25 protein-coding genes (1 of these 25 running past the window's edge) are annotated in these 20,173 nt (G+C 38.8%); all 25 read left to right on the top strand.

Annotation, left to right across the window (positions count from 1 at the left end; genetic code table 11):
• A protein-coding gene (gene bgsB, locus IGL32_RS10935) for a cell wall glycolipid biosynthesis glucosyltransferase BgsB (RefSeq protein ID WP_010717714.1) crosses the window boundary here: on the top strand, positions 1–925 show its 3' portion. The gene continues 299 nt to the left of window position 1, outside the view; 925 of the gene's 1,224 nt are visible here — the last part of the coding sequence; its start codon lies beyond the left edge, outside the window; its stop codon occupies positions 923–925.
• A gap of 72 nt (positions 926–997) precedes the next feature.
• Positions 998–1,888, top strand: a complete 891-nt coding sequence (locus IGL32_RS10930) for an NAD(P)-dependent oxidoreductase (protein WP_002381378.1) — start codon at positions 998–1,000, stop codon at positions 1,886–1,888.
• 100 nt (positions 1,889–1,988) lie between these two features.
• Entirely contained in the window at positions 1,989–2,219 is a 231-nt protein-coding gene (locus IGL32_RS10925; protein ID WP_002379802.1) for a YkuJ family protein, read from the top strand.
• Between the two features lie 389 nt (positions 2,220–2,608).
• Positions 2,609–3,049 carry a fatty acid biosynthesis transcriptional regulator FabT gene (gene fabT, locus IGL32_RS10920; RefSeq protein WP_002362455.1) on the top strand — a complete coding sequence of 147 codons (441 nt, stop codon included), beginning with the start codon at positions 2,609–2,611 and terminating at the stop codon, positions 3,047–3,049.
• A gap of 15 nt (positions 3,050–3,064) precedes the next feature.
• On the top strand, positions 3,065–4,030 hold the full coding sequence (locus IGL32_RS10915; protein ID WP_002359378.1) for a beta-ketoacyl-ACP synthase III: 966 nt from the start codon (positions 3,065–3,067) through the stop codon (positions 4,028–4,030).
• A gap of 52 nt (positions 4,031–4,082) precedes the next feature.
• Positions 4,083–4,310, top strand: coding sequence for an acyl carrier protein (locus IGL32_RS10910; RefSeq protein ID WP_002356278.1), 228 nt, complete (start codon positions 4,083–4,085; stop codon positions 4,308–4,310).
• A 136-nt stretch (positions 4,311–4,446) separates the two neighbouring features.
• Complete coding sequence (gene fabK / locus IGL32_RS10905; RefSeq protein ID WP_002356279.1) at positions 4,447–5,403, top strand: enoyl-[acyl-carrier-protein] reductase FabK; 957 nt, start codon at positions 4,447–4,449, stop codon at positions 5,401–5,403.
• A 32-nt stretch (positions 5,404–5,435) separates the two neighbouring features.
• The gene (gene fabD, locus IGL32_RS10900) at positions 5,436–6,365 is read left to right on the top strand and encodes an ACP S-malonyltransferase (RefSeq protein ID WP_002356280.1); all 930 of its coding nucleotides are present in this window, start codon (positions 5,436–5,438) and stop codon (positions 6,363–6,365) included.
• Between the two features lie 3 nt (positions 6,366–6,368).
• On the top strand, positions 6,369–7,106 hold the full coding sequence (fabG, locus tag IGL32_RS10895) for a 3-oxoacyl-[acyl-carrier-protein] reductase (RefSeq protein WP_430600040.1): 738 nt from the start codon (positions 6,369–6,371) through the stop codon (positions 7,104–7,106).
• Between the two features lie 18 nt (positions 7,107–7,124).
• Complete coding sequence (fabF, locus tag IGL32_RS10890) at positions 7,125–8,360, top strand: beta-ketoacyl-ACP synthase II (RefSeq protein WP_002356284.1); 1,236 nt, start codon at positions 7,125–7,127, stop codon at positions 8,358–8,360.
• 1 nt (position 8,361) lies between these two features.
• A complete protein-coding gene (gene accB, locus IGL32_RS10885; RefSeq protein ID WP_104855691.1) occupies positions 8,362–8,850 on the top strand; it encodes an acetyl-CoA carboxylase biotin carboxyl carrier protein in 489 nt (162 codons plus the stop codon).
• Between the two features lie 3 nt (positions 8,851–8,853).
• Positions 8,854–9,279 carry a 3-hydroxyacyl-ACP dehydratase FabZ gene (fabZ, locus tag IGL32_RS10880; RefSeq protein WP_002356286.1) on the top strand — a complete coding sequence of 142 codons (426 nt, stop codon included), beginning with the start codon at positions 8,854–8,856 and terminating at the stop codon, positions 9,277–9,279.
• A gap of 7 nt (positions 9,280–9,286) precedes the next feature.
• On the top strand, positions 9,287–10,657 hold the full coding sequence (locus IGL32_RS10875; protein WP_156210098.1) for an acetyl-CoA carboxylase biotin carboxylase subunit: 1,371 nt from the start codon (positions 9,287–9,289) through the stop codon (positions 10,655–10,657).
• 55 nt (positions 10,658–10,712) lie between these two features.
• The gene (accD, locus tag IGL32_RS10870; RefSeq protein ID WP_104855689.1) at positions 10,713–11,579 is read left to right on the top strand and encodes an acetyl-CoA carboxylase, carboxyltransferase subunit beta; all 867 of its coding nucleotides are present in this window, start codon (positions 10,713–10,715) and stop codon (positions 11,577–11,579) included.
• A 1-nt stretch (position 11,580) separates the two neighbouring features.
• Entirely contained in the window at positions 11,581–12,369 is a 789-nt protein-coding gene (locus IGL32_RS10865; protein WP_002362363.1) for an acetyl-CoA carboxylase carboxyl transferase subunit alpha, read from the top strand.
• Between the two features lie 221 nt (positions 12,370–12,590).
• Positions 12,591–13,118: a YqeG family HAD IIIA-type phosphatase gene (locus IGL32_RS10860; protein ID WP_002356296.1), complete on the top strand. Its 528-nt coding sequence runs from the start codon at positions 12,591–12,593 to the stop codon at positions 13,116–13,118.
• On the top strand, positions 13,115–14,224 hold the full coding sequence (gene yqeH / locus IGL32_RS10855) for a ribosome biogenesis GTPase YqeH (protein WP_002381381.1): 1,110 nt from the start codon (positions 13,115–13,117) through the stop codon (positions 14,222–14,224). The genes IGL32_RS10860 and yqeH overlap by 4 nt, the downstream gene beginning before the upstream one ends.
• 23 nt (positions 14,225–14,247) lie before the next feature.
• Entirely contained in the window at positions 14,248–14,559 is a 312-nt protein-coding gene (gene yhbY / locus IGL32_RS10850; RefSeq protein WP_153854201.1) for a ribosome assembly RNA-binding protein YhbY, read from the top strand.
• Positions 14,560–14,576: 17 nt separating this feature from the next.
• Positions 14,577–15,236, top strand: coding sequence for a nicotinate-nucleotide adenylyltransferase (locus tag IGL32_RS10845; RefSeq protein ID WP_002365150.1), 660 nt, complete (start codon positions 14,577–14,579; stop codon positions 15,234–15,236).
• Positions 15,214–15,804, top strand: a complete 591-nt coding sequence (gene yqeK, locus IGL32_RS10840) for a bis(5'-nucleosyl)-tetraphosphatase (symmetrical) YqeK (RefSeq protein ID WP_153854200.1) — start codon at positions 15,214–15,216, stop codon at positions 15,802–15,804. The genes IGL32_RS10845 and yqeK overlap by 23 nt, the downstream gene beginning before the upstream one ends.
• Before the next feature lie 46 nt (positions 15,805–15,850).
• Positions 15,851–16,189: a ribosome silencing factor gene (gene rsfS, locus IGL32_RS10835; protein WP_033072556.1), complete on the top strand. Its 339-nt coding sequence runs from the start codon at positions 15,851–15,853 to the stop codon at positions 16,187–16,189.
• Between the two features lies 1 nt (position 16,190).
• Positions 16,191–16,931 (top strand): class I SAM-dependent DNA methyltransferase, encoded by a 741-nt coding sequence (locus tag IGL32_RS10830; protein WP_002356302.1) that lies wholly within the window; start codon positions 16,191–16,193, stop codon positions 16,929–16,931.
• Positions 16,932–17,011: 80 nt separating this feature from the next.
• Positions 17,012–18,199 carry a nucleotidyltransferase gene (locus IGL32_RS10825; RefSeq protein ID WP_002359389.1) on the top strand — a complete coding sequence of 396 codons (1,188 nt, stop codon included), beginning with the start codon at positions 17,012–17,014 and terminating at the stop codon, positions 18,197–18,199.
• 86 nt (positions 18,200–18,285) lie between these two features.
• A complete protein-coding gene (locus tag IGL32_RS10820; RefSeq protein WP_002356305.1) occupies positions 18,286–19,005 on the top strand; it encodes a YebC/PmpR family DNA-binding transcriptional regulator in 720 nt (239 codons plus the stop codon).
• Between the two features lie 234 nt (positions 19,006–19,239).
• Entirely contained in the window at positions 19,240–20,070 is an 831-nt protein-coding gene (locus IGL32_RS10815; protein ID WP_202569303.1) for a DUF6287 domain-containing protein, read from the top strand.
• Positions 20,071–20,173 lie beyond the last annotated feature (103 nt).

The raw sequence follows: 20,173 nt of genomic DNA, 5'->3' as shown, positions 1-20,173 counted from the left end.
GAAAATGGTTGGGAAAAAAATGAAAATCCCTGTCATCCATACGTATCATACGATGTATGAAGATTACTTACATTATATTGCTAAAGGAAAAGTTGTCCGTCCATCACATGTTAAATTCTTTTCAAGAGTGTTTACAAATCATACGACAGGTGTTGTTTGTCCCAGTGAACGTGTAATTGAAAAATTACGGGATTATGGAGTGACCGCACCAATGAGAATTATTCCAACAGGGATCGAAATTGATAAGTTTTTACGTCCCGATATTACTGAAGAAATGATCGCTAGAATGCGTCAACAACTAGGTATTGAAGAGCAACAGATTATGTTGTTATCGTTAAGTCGAATTTCTTATGAAAAAAATATTCAAGCAATTATTCAAGGGTTACCACAAATTATTGAAAAATTACCACAAACTCGTTTAGTAATAGTTGGAAATGGTCCCTATCTAGAGGATTTAAAAGAATTAGCAGAAGAACTAGAAGTTAGTGAATACGTTCAATTTACGGGTGAAGTGCCAAATGAAGAAGTCGCGATTTATTATAAAGCTGCTGACTATTTTGTCAGCGCCTCAACGTCGGAAACACAAGGCTTAACTTATACAGAAGCGATGGCCGCTGGCGTTCAATGTGTTGCAGAAGGGAACGCCTATTTAAATAATTTATTTGATCATGAAAGCTTAGGCAAAACTTTTAAGACAGACAGTGATTTTGCCCCAACATTGATTGACTATATACAAGCAAATATTAAAATGGACCAAACTATTTTAGATGAAAAATTATTTGAAATTTCTTCTACAAACTTTGGCAACAAAATGATTGAATTTTATCAAGACACATTGATTTACTTTGATCAACTTCAAATGGAAAAAGAAAATGCGGACTCAATTAAAAAAATTAAAGTAAAATTTACATCTTTAAGAAAATAAACTGCAAAACTTTCCTCCTTCGTTTATACTGAAGGTGGAAAGTTTTTTATTTTAAGAACGGAGGAAGCTACTATGTCTAAAATCGGCTTTATTGGAACGGGTGTCATGGGGAAATCAATTATTCGTAACATGATGAAAAACAATTTATCTGTCAATGTTTACAATCGAACAAAAAGTAAAACAGATGATTTAGTTGCTGAAGGAGCAGTTTGGTATGATACGCCAAAAGCAATTGCGGAAGCGAGTGATATCATTTTTACAATGGTTGGCTTTCCTTCAGATGTTGAAGGCGTGTATTTTAATGAAACAGGGATTTTTCAAGCAGATCTTACAGGTAAAATAGTAGTAGATTTAACCACAAGTACGCCGACCTTGGCTGAAAAGATTGCCAAAAAAGCAGCAGAAGGGGGTGCTCATGCGTTGGATGCGCCAGTTTCTGGTGGTGACTTAGGTGCTAAAAATGGTACTTTAACAATTATGGTTGGTGGCGATCAAGAAAGTTATGAGACCGTCTTACCAATTTTCAAAACATTTGGTAAAACGTTTATGCTACACGGCTCAGCTGGAAAAGGGCAACATACTAAGATGGCGAATCAGTTAATGATTGCAGGCACAATGACCGGGTTGACTGAAATGCTCGTTTATGCAAATGCGACAGGATTAACTTTAGAAAAAGTTCTGGAAACAGTCGGTGGTGGTAGTGCTGCGAACTGGTCATTAAGTAATTATGGTCCGCGTATTTTAAAAGAAGATTATACGCCAGGCTTTTTTGTTAAACATTTTATCAAAGATTTAAAGATTGCGTTAGATGAAGCAAAAAAACTTGACCTTCCATTGCCAGCGACGCAAAAAGCGACAGAATTATATGAAAGCCTTGCAGATAAAGGGTTTGAAAATGATGGCACACAGGCCTTAATTAAGCTTTGGTGGACAGATGGCAAGCAACCAACGAATAAAAATTAAAGAACAACAAAAAAATCAAAAAAAATGACGAAAAATCATGCAAGTTAGGCAATGTTTTGTTACAATGGTACAGAACTAGTTTGCAAAAGGAGGCCCACTGATGAAACATTCACAACTTGTGGCGATTATTAAGAGACTGGAAGCAATGATCGAAGCAGCAGATAATGAAGTACAAGTACGCCGCTTTGAACGTGAAGGCGTAGAGAAATGTATTGTAAGTTTTGATAAATCAACAGAAACATTTGAATTAACAGAATCTGATACGCACCAAAGCTATCAATTCGATAACATCGATATTGTAGCAATGGAAATTTACGACTTAATTCAATAATTAATCGTCCTACATTTTAATAAGGGAGTGGAGTAGAAGCACCAAAGCTTCTGGTTCACTCTCTTCTCGTATTATCCAGTCAAGTTGTAGCAATAGCTTAGTGGGAGTTTAAGAATTATATAACAAAAATCACTGGCACTTCTCAATCAGGGGAGTGCCAGTGATGCTTTTTAGTTGCACTTCTTTCCTTTTTCTGTGAAAATAGTTTGGGTATCAAAGTAATTGATCCTTTTTTTAAAAGCCTCGTCCCTTGAAAATGCGCCTTTTTTGAAATATTTGAAGAATATTTCATTAAAAATATAGAAAATTCTCTTGCATTCTTTGCTTATTTACGATATAGTTTGAACATCAAATGTTTTGATAATCAAAGTATATGGATGGTGCACAGAATGGAACCTAATTTAGAAACAGTCAACGATTACTTAGTCAGTGTCTTTAATGACATCTTAACGATTGAAGAATCTGAATTGAAAAAATCACAATTTAATGATTTATCCATTACGGAGATGCACACAATCGAAGCAATTGGTATGTACAAGAAAAAAACGTCTTCAGAAGTAGCCAAGGAACTGTCAATTACCGTCGGAACACTTACTGTAGCGATTAACAACTTAGTTAAAAAAGGCTATGTTGAACGTTTGCGTAGTGAAGATGATCGACGTGTAGTAAAGCTTGGCTTAACCAAAAAGGGAAAATTACTTTTTAGAGTCCATCAGCATTTTCATCGTGAAATGGTTAAAAACATTTTGAAAGGCATGGAGCAAGAAGAAGAACAAGCGCTGTTAAGAGCACTAAAAAATCTTCATGATTTCTTGCAAGAATACAAATAAAAAGTGAGGATCCCCATGAAGAATTATGCACGAATTAGTTGTACAAGCCGTTATGTTCCAGAGAATTGTGTCACGAATCACCAACTGAGTGAAATGATGGATACCTCTGATGAATGGATACATTCGCGAACAGGCATTAGTGAACGTCGCATTGTTACGCAAGAAAATACGTCTGATTTATGTCATCAAGTCGCAAAACAGTTATTGGAAAAATCTGGAAAGCAAGCAAGTGAGATTGACTTTATTTTAGTCGCAACAGTGACACCAGATTTCAATATGCCTTCTGTTGCTTGCCAAGTGCAAGGCGCAATTGGCGCTACTGAGGCTTTTGCTTTTGACATCAGTGCAGCGTGTTCTGGTTTTGTCTATGCCTTAAGCATGGCAGAAAAACTAGTCTTAAGTGGTCGTTATCAAACAGGTCTAGTAATTGGTGGCGAAACATTTTCCAAAATGTTGGATTGGACCGATCGCTCCACAGCGGTGCTTTTCGGTGATGGGGCTGCCGGCGTCTTGATTGAAGCGGCTGAGACACCGCATTTTCTAAATGAAAAATTACAAGCAGATGGACAACGGTGGGCGGCTTTAACGTCAGGCTACACGATCAACGAAAGTCCTTTTTATCAGGGGCATGAGCAGGCTAGTAAGACGCTACAGATGGAAGGACGTAGTATTTTTGATTTTGCGATTAAAGATGTTTCACAAAATATTTTATCACTCGTGACGGACGAAACCGTGGATTATCTTCTACTACATCAAGCAAATGTGCGCATTATCGATAAAATTGCACGTAAGACGAAGATTTCCCGCGAGAAGTTTTTAACGAATATGGATAAATATGGCAATACCTCAGCTGCTAGCATTCCTATTTTGTTGGATGAAGCAGTTGAAAATGGGACCTTAATTTTAGGTTCCCAACAACGCGTGGTGCTAACAGGATTTGGCGGCGGCTTAACATGGGGCTCACTGCTCCTAACGCTGTAAAAAACTGTTCACATATAAATGAAGAAAATGACTATTTTGGAGGAATATACACATGGTATTTGAAAAAATTCAAGCAATTATCGTAGAAGAATTAGGAAAAGATGCTGAAGAGGTACAATTAACTACAAACATTCAAGAAGAATTAGACGCGGATAGCTTAGATTTATTCCAAATCATTAACGAAATCGAAGATGAATTTGATGTGAAAATCGAAACAGAAGATGGCATCCAAACCGTTCAAGATTTAGTAACATATGTAGAAAAACAACAAGCAAACTAATACATGAAAATAGGGGGCTGGGACATTTAATTGCTAAATGACCCAGTCCCTAAAAAAACAAGTAAATAAGCCGGAAAAATCCTTTTTTACTTGAATGAAGTGTACTTATCTTAGAACTAAAGGACGTATAAAATCAATGAATCAACAGTTATGTGAGTTGCTTGGAATCAATTATCCCATTTTTCAAGGCGGTATGGCTTGGGTAGCCGATGCTTCATTAGCAAGTGCCGTGTCAAACGCTGGTGGATTAGGGATTATTGCTGGCGGCAATGCCCCAAAAGAAGTCGTAAAAAAAGAAATTAAAAAAGTTAAAGAATTAACGGAGCAACCCTTTGGTGTCAATATTATGTTACTTTCACCTTTTGCCGATGAAATTGTCGATTTGGTTTGTGAAGAACAGGTTCCTGTCGTAACGACAGGTGCAGGCAATCCAGCCAAATACATGGCTCGTTTTAAAGAACATAACATTAAAGTAATCCCAGTAGTTCCTTCTGTTGCTTTAGCAAAAAGAATGGAAAAAATTGGTGCCGATGCTGTCATTTTTGAAGGAATGGAAGCTGGTGGACATATTGGCAAGTTAACCACTATGAGTGGCTTACCGCAAATCGTTGATGCTGTGTCAATTCCTGTGATTGCAGCAGGTGGGATTGGTGATGGTCGTGGTATGGCTGCGGCCTTTATGTTAGGTGCTGAAGCAGTCCAGTTAGGCACACGTTTTTTAATTGCCAAAGAATGCAACGTTCATCCAGATTATAAACAGAAAGTTTTAAAGGCACGTGATTTAGATGCAGTAATTACCTGTCAACATTTTGGCCATCCAGTGCGTACTTTAAAAAATAAATTAACTGCTCAATATAATCAATTAGAAAAGCAAGAACTTCAAAAAGAAGTACCTGATTTAGAAATGTTTGAAAAGATTGGTCAAGGCGCTTTGCGCAAAGCTGTCGTTGACGGGGATATGGATTACGGTTCCGTCATGGCGGGACAAATTGCCGGGTTAATAAAAAAAGAAGAAACAGCCCAAGAAATCATTGATTCACTCATGTCTGAATGCAAAGCGATTGTACATAAGATGAATCAGCGTTGGGGCTAAGTGAATAATTTTAACAAAAAATGAGGTGTCGTATGAAAACAGCGATTTTATTTAGTGGACAAGGAGCCCAGTATCAAGGGATGGGTGAAGAATTATATCACCAAGAAGCGATTGTTCGGGAAACTTTCGATGAAGCAAGTCATATCTTAGGTTATGAGATGGCAGAACTTTGTTTTACTGAAAATGAACGTTTAAATGAAACAGAATATACGCAACCTGCTATTTTAACAGTCAGTGTCGCATTTTACCGTCTTTTGCAACAAAAAGGACTAACGCCTGATGTCGTAGCGGGTTTAAGCTTAGGGGAATATAGCGCTTTGGTTGCCAGCGGGGCTTTGCGCTTTTCAGAAGCAGTGGCCTTGGTCCAAAAGCGCGGTCAGTACATGACAGAAGCAGCACCACAAGGAACTGGCAAAATGGTTGCTGTCATGAATGCTGAGCGTGAAGTAATTGAGAAAGCCTGCCAAGAAGCCAGTGCTTTCGGAATTGTGGCTCCAGCAAATTATAATACACCACAACAAATCGTGATTGGTGGTGAGGTTGCTGCTGTTGATCAAGCGATGACACTTCTCAAAGAAGCTGGTGTGAAGCGAATGATTCCGTTAAATGTGAGTGGCCCTTTCCATACGGCGCTGTTACAACCAGCATCAAAAAAATTGGCTCAGGATTTAGCAAAATTGAACTTTCAAACGATGCAAATTCCTGTCATTAGTAATACGACTGCCGAAATTATGCCCCAAGAGGCAATTCAAGCGTTATTGGAAAAGCAAGTCATGTCTGCGGTACGTTTTGAAGACAGTATCGAAACGATGAAGGCTATGAACGTGGGAACGATGATTGAAGTTGGTCCAGGGAAAACATTAACTGGTTTTGTTAAAAAAATTGACAAAACAATTGAAATGCACCGTGTGGAAGATGTTGCAACATTAACAGAAACGTTAACAGCACTTACTGGGAGGTAAAAAATGGAATTAACAGGAAAAAACGTATTTATTACTGGAAGCACTCGTGGGATTGGCAAAGCAGTTGCGTTGGCTTTTGCGAAAGAGGGCGCCAATATTGTTTTAAACGGTCGGAGTGAGATTACGCCAGAACAACGACAAGAAATTGAAGCCTTTGGGGTAAAATGTATTGGCCTTGCTGGAGATATTTCCGATTTTGATGCAGCGGGTGAGATGATTCAAGCAACCGTTGACCAATTAGGCTCGATTGATATTCTGGTGAATAACGCTGGGATTACGAATGATAAATTATTATTACGAATGACAAAAGAGGATTTTAATGCCTGTTTAGATATTAACTTGGTAGGAACTTTTAACATGACCCAGCAAGCGGTTAAACGTATGATGAAACAACGAAATGGTCGGATTATTAATATGGCTAGCGTTTCTGGTTTAATGGGAAATGTTGGTCAAGCAAACTACGCTGCGAGTAAAGCCGGTGTCGTTGGTTTTACTAAATCGGTGGCACGAGAAGTTGCGCCGCGCGGTATTACCTGCAATGCGATTGCACCGGGGTTTATCCAAACAGAAATGACGGATGTTTTATCGGAAAAAGTTAAAACACAAATGAATGCGCAAATTCCCTTACAAACGTTTGGGCAAGTCGAAGATGTCGCAGCTACAGCGATATTCTTAGCTAAAAGTCCCTATATTACTGGGCAAGTCGTGAATGTTGATGGCGGCTTAGTCATGCACGGATAAACGAAAGGAGTCAAAAGGATGAATCGAGTAGTTATTACCGGTTACGGTGTCACCTCGCCGATTGGCAATGAACCTGAGACTTTTTTAGAAAGTTTGAAAACAGGGAAAAATGGTATCGGACCGATTAGTAAATTTGATGTTAGTGAAACAGGTGTCACCTTAGCAGCTGAAGTGAAAGACTTTCCAATGGAAAAATATTTTGTTAAAAAAGATGGCAAACGCATGGATAAGTTTTCGTTATTTGGCATTTATGCGGCCTTAGAAGCAATGGCTATGAGTGGCTTGGATACCAGTCAACTAGATGTGGATCGGTTTGGCGTCATGGTGGGTTCCGGGATTGGTGGTTTGGAAACAATTCAAAATCAAGTAATTCGGATGCACGACAAAGGACCTGAACGTGTGGCACCGTTATTTATTCCAATGGCGATTGGAAACATGGTGGCGGGAAATATTGCTTTACGTGTTGGTGCCAAAGGAATTTGTACTTCAACAGTGACGGCTTGTGCTAGTGCAACCCATTCAATTGGGGAAGCGTTCCGCAATATCAAACATGGCTACTCCGATGTCATTATTGCTGGTGGAGCAGAAGCGCCTATTACAGAAATCGGTATTTCAGGATTTGCTTCCTTGACCGCTTTAACAAAGGCGACTGATCCAGAAAAAGCCTCAATTCCCTTTGATAAAGAACGTAGTGGATTTGTGATGGGAGAAGGAGCGGGTGTCTTTATTTTAGAATCATTAGATCATGCTCTAGAACGAGGCGCAACTATTTTAGGTGAAGTGGTTGGCTATGGTGCTAATTGCGATGCCTATCATATGACATCGCCAACACCAGATGGGAGCGGCGCAGCGAAAGCCATGGTACTAGCAATGGAAGAAGCGGGGATTTCTCCAGAAAAAATTGGCTATATTAACGCCCATGGAACAAGCACACAAGCCAATGACAGTGCAGAATCTAAAGCAATTGAATTGGCTTTAGGTGATGCCGCAAAAACGGCATATGTAAGTAGTACGAAGAGTATGACGGGACATCTCTTAGGCGCCGCTGGTGGAATTGAAGGAATTGCTACCCTAAATGCTTTACAACATCAATTTATTCCACCAACCATTAATGTGGAAAATCAAGATGAAGCAATTACGGTGAACGTTGTTTTAAACGAAAGCAAAGAGCATAAATTTGATTATGCTTTAAGTAACTCGCTAGGCTTTGGTGGCCACAATGCAGTTATTTGCTTAAAACGCTGGGAGGATTAACATGCAGTTAGAAGAAGTAAAAGCATTATTAACACAATTTGATCAATCAACTTTAACCGAATTTGATTTACGAGAAGGCTCGTTTGAATTATATATGAATAAAAATACAGTTTCTGGACGAAGTGCCGTAGAACCAGTGGCGCAACCACAAGAAACACCAGTAGCCGCTAGTGGAGTTTCAGTGCCTGTTGAAACAGTTTCTGTCGTTGAAGAAACGCGAACCAATACACCGACAGTTAATGAAAAGACAGAAGAAATTACGTCACCCATTGTAGGAATCGTTTATTTACAACCAGCACCAGATAAAGAAAACTTTGTCAAAGTAGGAGACACTGTTAAAACGGGTGACGTTGTGTGTATCGTTGAAGCGATGAAATTAATGAATGAAATTACGGCGACAGTTGACGGTGTGATTACGGAAATATTAGTCAACAATGAAGATGTGGTTGAATTTGGTCAGCCGCTATTCCGAGTTGCTAAAGGAGAATAAAACATGAAATTAACAATTACAGAAATTCAAGAAATTTTACCACATCGCTATCCCTTTTTATTATTAGATAGTGTTGAAGAAGTCATTCCCGGGGAACGCGTTGTAGCGAAAAAGAATGTAACGGTTAATGAGCAAGTTTTTCAAGGTCATTTTCCTGGGAATCCTGTTTTGCCAGGAGTTTTAATTATTGAATCGTTGGCTCAAGCAGGCGCCGTGGCATTACTTTCAATGCCTGAATTCAAAGGGAAAACGGCATACTTTGGTGGATTAGATAAAGCAAAATTTAGACAAAAGGTAACACCAGGCGACACATTAATTTTAGAGGTTGAACTTTTAAAAGTCCGCGCTTCTGCTGGAATGGGTAAAGGTGTGGCAAAAGTTAATGGAAAAAAAGTTGCCGAGGCTGAATTAACCTTTATGATTGGATAGGTGAAAAATGTTTTCGAAAGTATTAATCGCAAACCGCGGAGAAATCGCTGTTCGTATTATTCGTGCCTGTCGCGAATTAGGCGTTCAAACAGTTGCTGTTTACTCTGAAGCGGATCAAGAAGCGTTACACACACAGTTAGCAGATGAAGCTATTTGTATTGGACCGGCGAAAGCAACTGATTCTTATTTAAATGTTCAAGCTGTTTTAAGTGCAGCGATTGTTACCAATGCTGAAGCGATTCATCCAGGGTTTGGTTTCTTATCTGAAAATAGTCAATTTGCTTCAATGTGCGAAGAATGCAACATTACTTTTATCGGTCCTAAAGCAGAAACGATTGATGCAATGGGCAATAAAATAAACGCACGTCAACTGATGCAAAAAGCCAAGGTACCTGTTATTCCTGGGAGTGATGGCGTCATTAATTCTGTCGAAGAAGCGTTGACGATTGCTGAAGAAATTGGTTACCCAGTGATGTTAAAGGCAGCTGCTGGTGGTGGCGGAAAAGGAATCCGAAAAGTTCTTTCAAAAGAAAAGTTACCGAAACACTTTACTTCAGCGCAGCAAGAAGCCAAAGCCGCATTTGGTAATGATGATATGTATTTAGAAAAAATTATTTATCCAGCACGTCATATCGAAGTGCAAATTTTAGGTGATCAATATGGGCATGTGATTCACTTAGGGGAACGTGATTGCTCACTACAAAGAAATAATCAAAAAGTGTTAGAAGAATCACCATCGATTGCTATTTCTGAAGAAAAGCGTCAGATGTTAGGCGAAACGGCCGTTCGAGCGGCACAAGCTGTGCATTATGAAAATGCCGGAACCATTGAATTTTTGATGGATCCAGCTGGCGACTTTTATTTCATGGAAATGAATACCCGCATCCAAGTCGAACATCCAGTTACGGAAATGGTAACAGGGATTGATTTAGTCAAAGCACAATTAGAAATTGCTTCAGGTGAACCTTTAGGCTATACCCAAGAGGATGTTACCATGACTGGGCATGCGATTGAGTGCCGAATTAACGCTGAAAATCCTGCCTTTAATTTTGCTCCTTCACCAGGTAAAATTCAAAATCTCTTGTTGCCTAGTGGTGGAATGGGCTTGCGTGTAGACAGCGCTATGTATTCGGGGTATTCAATTCCGCCTTATTATGATTCAATGATTGCGAAAGTCATCGTACATGGTGAAAATCGTTTTGATGCCTTGATGAAAATGCAAAGGGCTTTAAATGAAATTGTAACAGAAGGTATTATTACGAATGCCGAATTCCAATTGGATTTAATTACACATGACAATGTTTTGACAGGTGACTATGACACAAGCTTTTTACAAGAAACATTTCTACCAAATTGGGAGCTAGAAAGCAATCATTAAAGAAAGAACGCCGCAAGAGCTGTGCTCTTGCCGCTAAAATACGAGGAGTAAGCAAATGGCATTATTTAAAAAGAAAAATTACATTCGCATTAATCCAAATCGTGCTGATGCAAATGATGCATCAAAGAAGCCTTCTGTTCCAGATAATATGTGGGCAAAATGCCCTTCTTGTAAGCGAACACTGTATACAAAAGAAATGGGTGCAGAAAAAATCTGTCCGCATTGTGGCTATAGTTTTCGGATTGGTGCATGGGAACGATTAGCGATAACCGTTGATGAAAAGAGTTTCCACAATTGGGACAGTGAATTAGTGACAAAAGATCCACTAAATTTTCCTGGTTATCTTGAAAAAATTGAAAAAATGCAAGAAAAAACTGGGCTAGATGAAGCTGTCTTAACGGGAGAAGCAACAATTGAAGGACATGCTGTTGCAATTGGAATCATGGATGCTAATTTTATCATGGGCAGTATGGGAACGATTGTTGGTGAAAAAATCACACGCTTGTTTGAGCGGGCGACAGAAAAGCATTTACCAGTAGTGATTTTCACTGCATCTGGTGGTGCCCGTATGCAAGAAGGAATTTTTTCATTGATGCAAATGGCGAAAATTTCGGCCGCTTTGCAACGGCATAACAAAGCAGGCTTGCTGTATCTTACGGTATTGACTGATCCAACGACTGGCGGTGTTACCGCAAGTTTTGCGATGGATGGCGATATTATTTTGGCAGAGCCTCAGAGCTTAATCGGTTTTGCTGGCCGCCGTGTAATTGAACAAACGATTCGTCAAGAGTTGCCAGATGATTTTCAAAAGGCCGAGTTTCTTTTAGAACATGGTTTTGTAGATCAGATTGTGCCAAGAAATCTTTTGCGTCAACGATTGAGCGACTTGTTACGTTTACATTCTTTGAAAGGGTGGCGCTAACATGGAAAAGAAAACAGCCAATGATGTTGTTACCTTGGCAAGAGCCCAAGATCGTTTGACAACTTTAGAATATATAGAAGCAATTTTTGAGGACTTTTTAGAATTTCATGGGGATCGTTACTTTGCCGATGATTTAGCTGTAGTCGGTGGTGTTGCTACTTTGCAAGGGAAACCAGTTACAGTGGTAGGTATCCAAAAGGGTCGAAATCTACCAGAAAATATTGAACGTAATTTTGGTTCACCTAATCCTGAAGGGTATCGCAAAGCGTTACGTTTAATGAAACAAGCGGAAAAATTTAACCGCCCAGTCATTACCTTTGTGAACACTGCTGGTGCCTATTGTGGAATTGGTGCCGAAGAGCGAGGAGAAGGGGAAGCCATTGCGCAAAACTTGTTAGAAATGTCTGATTTGAAAGTGCCAATCATCTCAGTCATCATTGGTGAGGGCGGCAGTGGCGGTGCTTTAGCTTTAGCAGTCGCAGATGAAGTTTGGATGTTGGAACACACGATTTATGCGGTTCTTTCGCCAGAAGGTTTCGCCTCTATTTTGTGGAAAGATGGCAGTCGTGCGAAAGAAGCAGCAGAATTGATGAAAATCACAGCGACAGAGCTGAAGGAATTAGCTATTGTAGATAAAGTAATTCCAGAAGTTATGAACGGTCAGCCTCTGGAACAAGCAAAAATTAATCGCATGTTACAAAAAGCGTTCATTTCAAAATTAACTGAATTAGCTAAATTAGATACGGAAACGTTACTAGAAAAAAGATACCAACGTTTTCGCAAATATTAGAAGTTACTACTCATCAACGAACTTTTCAGGGGTTGATGGGTGGCTTTTTTTATTTTTTCTTTTATTTTACTTGTTCTTTTACAAGGAACGACCGTCCTTTATAGAAATTTTCAGTAAAATGCAGTATAATACAATAGGTAGAGACTGAAGCATAATTGTTTAGTTATGTTTCAGTCTCTTAAAATCGAAGAAACTACATAGTGTCAGTGAGAGGAGTCACGATGTTTTCAAAATATAAACCGACATGGATGATTGATGCGATTTATAAAATTACCCCCGCACAATTAAAAAAACTAGGGATTAAGGCAGTACTAACTGACTTAGATAATACGTTAATTGCTTGGAATAATCCCGATGGAACAGAAGAATTAAAAACTTGGTTATTAGAAATGAAAAATGCAGGAATTACTGTCCTCGTTGTTTCAAACAACAAAGACAGCCGGATTAAACGCGTTGTTGAAAAGTTTGACTTAGATTATGTAGCACGTGCCTTGAAACCAACCGCACGTGGCTTCAAATTAGCAGAAAAAAAATTAGGCTTGAAGCCATCTGAAATGTTAATGGTCGGCGATCAGATTATGACAGATATTCGGGGAGCTAACGCAGCGGGTATACGCAATGTTTTAGTTCAACCGATTGTCGATACAGATGGCTGGAATACTAGAATCAATCGGTTCTTTGAACGGAAAATTATGAAATACTTATCAAAAAAACATCCAGAAATGACATGGAGAGGCGGATTAGAATGACAGAGGCAATTCATTGTATTGGCTGTGGTGCGATTATCCAAACGGAAAATCCTCATGAATTAGGCTATACACCAAAAACAGCTTTCGAAAAAGGAATGGAAACAGGGGAAGTTTATTGCCAACGTTGTTTTCGCTTAAGACATTATAATGACATTCAAGATGTCCAATTAACAGATGATGACTTTTTACGTTTATTGAATGGTTTAGGAACAGAAGATGCACTGATTGTGAACGTAGTGGATATTTTTGACTTTAATGGCTCTCTTATTCCAGGACTACATCGTTTTATCGGAGATAATCCTGTGTTGTTAGTTGGTAATAAAGTGGATATTTTGCCTAAATCATTAAAAAAACCTAAAATGGTTCAATGGATGAGAGAACGGGCCCATGAAGCAGGATTACGCCCTGTTGATGTTTTACTAACAAGTGGCAAGAAACCACAAGAAATGCAAGAGTTATTAGATACAATCGAAAAATATCGTGAAGGCCGAGACGTTTATGTCGTAGGTGTGACCAATGTTGGAAAATCAACATTAATCAATCAAATCATTCAACAAACAGTGGGTGTTCAAGATGTGATTACGACATCACAATTTCCTGGAACAACGCTAGATAAAATTGAAATTCCATTAGACGATGGCCACTTCTTAATCGATACGCCCGGAATTATTCACCGTCATCAAATGGCACATTATCTAGGTAAAAAAGACTTGAAAATTATTGCACCGCAAAAAGAAATCAAACCGAAAGTTTACCAATTAAATGCTGAACAAACCTTGTTTTTAGGTGGCTTGGCTCGCTTTGATTATGTCCAAGGTGCTAAAAGTTCCTTCATTGCCTACGTTTCCAATGACTTAAATTTACACCGAACAAAAACAGCAACCGCCGATGCTTTTTATGAAAAACATGTTGGTGGCTTGTTGCAGCCCCCACGTGCCGATGAAGTCGCTGAGTTTCCTGAATTAGTGCGCTTTGAATTTTCCGTGAAAGAAAAAACGGATATTGTGTTTGCTGGTCTAGGTTGGATTACTGTCACAGAACCTGGTGTAGTCGCTGGTTGGGCGCCTAAAGGTGTCGATGTTTTACGTAGAAAAGCATTAATTTAAATTTTAGAGAGAAGGCAAACAATTTGAAACTTAGAGGAAAACAAAAACGTTATTTACGTAGTCAGGCACACCATTTACAACCTATTTTTCAAGTAGGCAAAGGTGGTTTGAATGACGCAATGATTACACAAATTGATGAAGCGTTGGAAAAACGTGAATTGATTAAAATTACGTTATTACAAAATACAGATGAAGTAGCAGAAGAGGTTGCAGAAGAACTAACAGCAGCCATTCATTGCGATGTGGTACAAATCATTGGTCGCGTGTTGGTCTTATTCAATCCATCAAGTAAAGAAAAATATCAAAAAATTTCAGCAGCAGTCAAAGAGATTTAATATTGGAGGGATGAACAATGGGAGAAAAAAGACAAGCGCGTCAAGGAGCGGACGTTCTCTTGCAAGAGGAACCGTTACGTTTTCAAACAAGAAAGCAAGTCGGCTTGTTAGGTGGTAATTTTAATCCCGTTCATTTAGCACATCTTGTCATGGCCGATCAAGTTCAAAATCAACTAGGTTTGGACAAAGTTTACTTAATGCCTACGTACTTACCACCACATGTAGACGAAAAGAAAACAATTAGCAGTGAACATCGGTTAGCGATGTTAGAACTAGCAGTGGCTGATAATCCCTGCTTAGATATTGAGCCAATTGAGTTAATTCGCAAAGGCAAAAGTTACACGTATGATACGATGAAAGCTTTAAAAGAAGCCAATCCAGATACTGATTATTATTTTATAATTGGTGGAGATATGGTGGAATACTTGCCCAAATGGCATCGGATTGATGACTTACTCCATTTAGTTCAATTTGTCGGCATTCGGCGTCCTAATTATCCAACGGAATCTACCTATCCAATTATTTGGGTCGATGTTCCGCAGATGGCGATTAGTTCCACTTTGATTAGACAAAAAGTCAAAAGTGGTTGCTCAACACGCTATCTTCTTCCAGAGAATGTGATAAACTATATTCAAGAGAAGGGACTGTATCAAGATGAGCTGGATAACAAATTATGATGCTGCACAACGTGAATTATTAATGCAAAAAGTTCAAATGCAAATGAGTGAACGTCGCTTTCGCCATGTGTTAGGAGTCGAGGAAACAGCTGTGGCCTTGGCAGCGAAATATGGTGTCGATGAAGCCAAAGCAAGTATTGCTGCTTTGACGCATGATTACGCCAAAGAACGTCCAAACGATGAATTCGAGTTGATTATTCGCCGAGATGGTTTTGATTTGGCTTTATTAAACTATGGCAATGAAATTTGGCATGGCTTAGTTGGGGCGGATATTGTTCAACGGGAATTAGCCATTGATGACGAAGAAATCTTGCAGGCAATTCGTGTGCATACAACTGGGGCTGCTAAGATGAGCTTGCTAGATAAAATTATTTATGTCGCAGATTACATTGAACCAGGACGTGATTTTCCAGGTGTGAAAGAAGCCCGTGAAATTGCCCTTGTTGACTTAGATGCAGCGGTTGCTTATGAAACGAAACATACCTTGTTACATTTGATTGAACAAGAACATAAAATTTATCCAAAAACGTTAGAGACCTACAATCAATGGGTCGTTAATCAAAAATAAAAGAAGAAAGAATTACTAGGAGGGAACTATCATAGATAGCCAGAAAATTTTAGAAATTGCTGTCAAAGCAGCAGATTCAAAACGAGCAGAAGAAATTGTTGCATTAGACGTAAGAGAGATTTCATTATTAGCAGATTATTTTTTAATTTGCCAAGCCAATAGTGAACGTCAAATCAATGCGATTGTTGATGAAATTAACGAACAAGAAGCCAAAAATCAAGTAGAAGTCAAACGTGTGGAAGGTAAAGAAGGCGGAAAATGGATTTTAATCGATTTAGGCGATGTTATTGTCCATGTATTCCAATCTTCAGAACGTGCCTTTTACAACTTAGAAAAATTATGGTCAGATGCCCCAATGGTTGATCTAAGCGCTTGGGTCGACTAAAATGGCCTATGAAACGTTTGCTTTCGTCTATGACGAAGTGATGGACGAAAGCCTATACCAAAAATGGTTGGATTTTTCCAATCGTCATCTCCCACAAGGAACCCAACAAATTCTTGAAATGGCTTGTGGTACAGGCGCTTTAGCAGTTGATTTTGCAAAAAGTGGTTACGATGTGACAGCCTTAGACTTATCAGAAGAAATGTTGATGATTGCTAGTGAACGAGCTTTTGAAGAAGAAGTGCCAGTTCAATTTGTTCAGGGAAATATGCTAGATTTATCTGAAGTGGGACAATACCAAGCCATCACTTGTTTTTCTGATTCACTGTGCTATATGGCTAATCGCCAAGAAGTACAACAAGTGTTCGATGAAGTTTATCAAGCGTTAGAAGAGGAAGGAACGTTCATTTTTGATGTTCATTCTACTTACAAAATTGATTCAGTTTTTCCAGAATATAGCTATCATTATCAAACAGAAGAATTTGCTTTTCTATGGGATAGTTACGCTGGTGAAAAAGAACACAGCATCGAACATTTCTTAACATTTTTTGTGAAAGAACAGGAAACAGATGAGCACTTTGTTCGGTATGATGAATTGCATCAAGAACGAACCTATTCGTTAGATAACTATTTACGAATGTTAGAAAGTGCTGGTTTCATGAACGTCAAAGTTTATGCAGATTTTACAGATGAAGCACCAACTGAAACAAGTGAACGCTGGTTCTTTGTTTGTCAAAGAGATTAATAAGATTTGGCTTATGAGCTTGGGACAGCGCTTAAAAACGTTTGTCTCTTTGCTGATAAGTCCATTTTTTTATAACGGAGGTGGCTAGAGTGAAAGCCTGTGGCATTATCGTGGAATATAATCCCTTTCATAATGGACATCGCTATCATGCCCAACAAGCTCGCCAACAAAGCGGAGCTGAAGTAGTGATTGCTATAATGAGTGGAAATTTTTTACAAAGAGGAGAACCAGCCTTACTAGATAAGTGGGCCAGAGCAGAAGAAGCTTTGCAAAATGGTGTGGATTTAGTCATTGAATTGCCGACAGCTTGGTCGGTACAGTCTGCGGATTACTTTGCCAAAGGCGGTATAAAGTTATTGCAGGCGTTGCAATGTGAGAGCTTATGTTTTGGAACAGATAGTACAAGCGCAATTGATTATGCGGCTTTCGGCCAGTTTGTCCAAGAAAACCAATCCTTAATTGATCAAACGTTTCACACATTGACAGACAAACAATTGAGTTATCCACAAAAAATGACTGCTGTTTTTCGTCAAGTATATCCTGAAAGCAGGTTCGATTTTTCTTCGCCTAATCATATTTTGGGGATGAGTTATGCAAAGGAAAATGCCACGTATCCAACCCCGATGACGCTCTACCCAATTGCTAGAAAACAAGCGGGCTTTCATGATGCAACGATTTCTGGGAAAGTTGCTAGCGCCACGGCGATTAGGCAAAGTGTTTTTCAACAAGAAATAACGCAAGTACTGCCAACGGTGCCTTCTATAACCGCACAACATTTACAAACACAGGCAATGATTTCATGGGAAAACTACTGGCCCTTCCTAAAGTATAAAATTGTTCAATCCTCGTTAGAAGAGTTACAAGCCATTTACCAAATGACGGAAGGACTTGAATATCGACTAAAAGATCAAATCCAAGCAGCAGGTTCTTTTCACGAATTAATGGAACGTATGAAAACGAAGCGTTATACTTGGACAAGATTGCAACGATTAGCAACTTATATATTGTTAAATATGACCAAAGAAGAAGTTGAAACTGTTTGGCAAAACAGTTATCTCCATGTGCTAGGATTTACGCCAAAGGGACAAGCTTATCTAAAAGAAACCAAAGCACAGATTCAATTGCCGGTAATTTCCAAAGTATCTAAAGAAAACCGCGCAATGCTTTCGTTAGATATTCGCGCCAATCAACTATACCAGATGGGAGATTCTTCTTTAAAAGAACAAAATTTTGGTCGGTTTCCCTTACGATTTTCGCCAGATACCTAAAAAATACTTAACAAAAATCAGTTTCCCCAGTATAATAAACAAGGGATAAGATACTAACAACAAATCAGAGAAAGCGAAGTGAGAATATGGGCCGTAAATGGGCAAATATTAAAGAGAAAAAAGCTGCCAAAGACGCAAACAATAGCCGTGTTTATGCAAAATTCGGGATTGAAATTTACGTAGCAGCGAAGTCAGGAGACCCTGATCCTCATGCAAACCAAAAATTACGGTTTGTAATCGAACGCGCCAAAACATACAATGTACCAAAACATATTATTGATCGCGCTATTGAAAAAGCAAAAGGTTCAGCAGATGAACAATATTCTGAATTACGCTATGAAGGATTTGGGCCAAATGGTTCAATGGTCATTGTTGATGCTTTAACAAACAACGTGAACCGAACAGCAGCAGATGTGCGGGCCGCATTTGGTAAAAACGGCGGAAACATGGGTGTCAGCGGTGCTGTTTCCTACATGTTTGATAATACAGGTATCATTGGCTTTGCTGGTGACGATGCGGATGAAATTTTAGAATACTTAATGGAAAAAGACATTGATGTTCGCGATGTTGTTGAAGAAGACGGTCAAATTATCGTTTACACAGAACCAGAAGATTTCCACCATGCACAAGAAGCGTTAAAAGAAAAAGGCATTGAAGAATTCACGGTTACTGAGTTAGAAATGGTTCCACAAAACGAAGTAACATTAGAAGGCGACGATTTAGCGAACTTTGAAAAAATGTTAGACGTTTTAGAAGATTTAGAAGATGTTCAAAAAGTTCATCATAATGTAGATTTACCTGAATAATCCATTTGTTCGTTTGTTTTAAGATTTAGAAAGTGAGCCATCGGTCATTTTGACTGATGGCTCACTTTTTTTCATATAATACATAGAAAAAAGAAAGTTGATTGATAGGTCCATGTGACACAAAGCATTCAATGACAGGTTCAACTTTTGTCTGTTCCATAAATATTTGTCTAAACAATTGAATTAATAGTACAATAGTCTAGTAAGATAGATCATTGAACGGGGTGAATAGGCGTGAAAAAGGGAATGTTAGCGTTTTTTGTCGGGCTAGCGGTTTTATCATTAACTGCTTGTCGGGAACCAAAAGAAAAGAAAGTGACCGCTTCAACGGAGGCATCCTCTAAAGTTGAAGAGACGAATGAAAAAACCAGTGAAACAATTGATAAGACAAACGAACAAGCGAGCAGCAGTGTCGAGTCTAACGAATCAGTGAAAAATGAAGAGCAGACAGCTGATGAAAACAATAGTCAGCTAACTGTAGCTGATTTAGATACTACAGCGATTAATGCTGGCGATTTTACTACTTTAGCTGGAACATGGAAAAATGGTAAAGGAGAGAGTTTGATCATTCATCCTGATGGTAGTACAAATACCGGAGGAATGATTACGAAGGATTCACCTACTGATGAGTCGCGACCAATTACAAGCTTAAGTATTAGGTGGGGGCCTACTGGTGCTGCGTTATTATTATATAAAATTGGTGTTGAAAATCCTAACGGCGACCAATCGGATAAGACGAAACCACGATTGTTAATTACTCAAGATAGTGGAAATTATCCTGCGGAAGAGTATTACTATCGTTCTTCTGAAGAGGAAAATCAAGACCAAAATGAAGAGGCAAAAATCATCGATACACAAGAAAAAGCAGAGACATATATTAGAAAGACACTGACTGATGCAGAAAATAATGATACGAACCTTGGATTTTTGGGTATGAATGGAAATGACTTCTTTTTTAGATCCCAATCGAAACAGATGGTTGCAAATGGAGGGACAGGGACTGTCGGTTTTTACAGAGTATCACCACAAGGAGCAGTCAGAATAACGGATGCACGAGGCAACTAAAGATAGTCTAGTGGCAATCTATTTAATTCCTATAAAAGTAGCAAAATAAGAATGAAATGATCACAAAATCTTCACATTTAGTTTGTAAGATATAAGCATATCA

Origin of the sequence: Enterococcus sp. AZ035 (assembly GCF_050548325.1) — a bacterium.
In the GTDB taxonomy this organism is placed as follows: domain Bacteria; phylum Bacillota; class Bacilli; order Lactobacillales; family Enterococcaceae; genus Enterococcus; species Enterococcus faecalis.
The sequence above is the reverse complement of the archived record's forward strand: the minus strand, read 5'-3'. Positions and strand labels throughout refer to the sequence as shown.

Excerpts from the sequence above, each read along its gene's own strand:
- fabG (WP_430600040.1), top strand. The coding sequence starts at position 6,369 with ATGGAATTAACAGGAAAAAACGTATTTATTACTGGAAGCACTCGTGGG.
- IGL32_RS10860 (WP_002356296.1), top strand. The coding sequence starts at position 12,591 with ATGTTTTCAAAATATAAACCGACATGGATGATTGATGCGATTTATAAA.
- fabT (WP_002362455.1), top strand. The coding sequence starts at position 2,609 with ATGGAACCTAATTTAGAAACAGTCAACGATTACTTAGTCAGTGTCTTT.
- IGL32_RS10925 (WP_002379802.1), top strand. The coding sequence starts at position 1,989 with ATGAAACATTCACAACTTGTGGCGATTATTAAGAGACTGGAAGCAATG.
- IGL32_RS10830 (WP_002356302.1), top strand. The coding sequence starts at position 16,191 with ATGGCCTATGAAACGTTTGCTTTCGTCTATGACGAAGTGATGGACGAA.
- fabZ (WP_002356286.1), top strand. The coding sequence starts at position 8,854 with ATGAAATTAACAATTACAGAAATTCAAGAAATTTTACCACATCGCTAT.
- IGL32_RS10915 (WP_002359378.1), top strand. The coding sequence starts at position 3,065 with ATGAAGAATTATGCACGAATTAGTTGTACAAGCCGTTATGTTCCAGAG.
- IGL32_RS10820 (WP_002356305.1), top strand. The coding sequence starts at position 18,286 with ATGGGCCGTAAATGGGCAAATATTAAAGAGAAAAAAGCTGCCAAAGAC.
- fabD (WP_002356280.1), top strand. The coding sequence starts at position 5,436 with ATGAAAACAGCGATTTTATTTAGTGGACAAGGAGCCCAGTATCAAGGG.
- IGL32_RS10845 (WP_002365150.1), top strand. The coding sequence starts at position 14,577 with ATGGGAGAAAAAAGACAAGCGCGTCAAGGAGCGGACGTTCTCTTGCAA.
- IGL32_RS10865 (WP_002362363.1), top strand. The coding sequence starts at position 11,581 with ATGGAAAAGAAAACAGCCAATGATGTTGTTACCTTGGCAAGAGCCCAA.
- accB (WP_104855691.1), top strand. The coding sequence starts at position 8,362 with ATGCAGTTAGAAGAAGTAAAAGCATTATTAACACAATTTGATCAATCA.
- IGL32_RS10930 (WP_002381378.1), top strand. The coding sequence starts at position 998 with ATGTCTAAAATCGGCTTTATTGGAACGGGTGTCATGGGGAAATCAATT.
- yqeK (WP_153854200.1), top strand. The coding sequence starts at position 15,214 with ATGAGCTGGATAACAAATTATGATGCTGCACAACGTGAATTATTAATG.
- fabF (WP_002356284.1), top strand. The coding sequence starts at position 7,125 with ATGAATCGAGTAGTTATTACCGGTTACGGTGTCACCTCGCCGATTGGC.
- fabK (WP_002356279.1), top strand. The coding sequence starts at position 4,447 with ATGAATCAACAGTTATGTGAGTTGCTTGGAATCAATTATCCCATTTTT.
- accD (WP_104855689.1), top strand. The coding sequence starts at position 10,713 with ATGGCATTATTTAAAAAGAAAAATTACATTCGCATTAATCCAAATCGT.
- IGL32_RS10875 (WP_156210098.1), top strand. The coding sequence starts at position 9,287 with ATGTTTTCGAAAGTATTAATCGCAAACCGCGGAGAAATCGCTGTTCGT.
- yqeH (WP_002381381.1), top strand. The coding sequence starts at position 13,115 with ATGACAGAGGCAATTCATTGTATTGGCTGTGGTGCGATTATCCAAACG.
- IGL32_RS10910 (WP_002356278.1), top strand. The coding sequence starts at position 4,083 with ATGGTATTTGAAAAAATTCAAGCAATTATCGTAGAAGAATTAGGAAAA.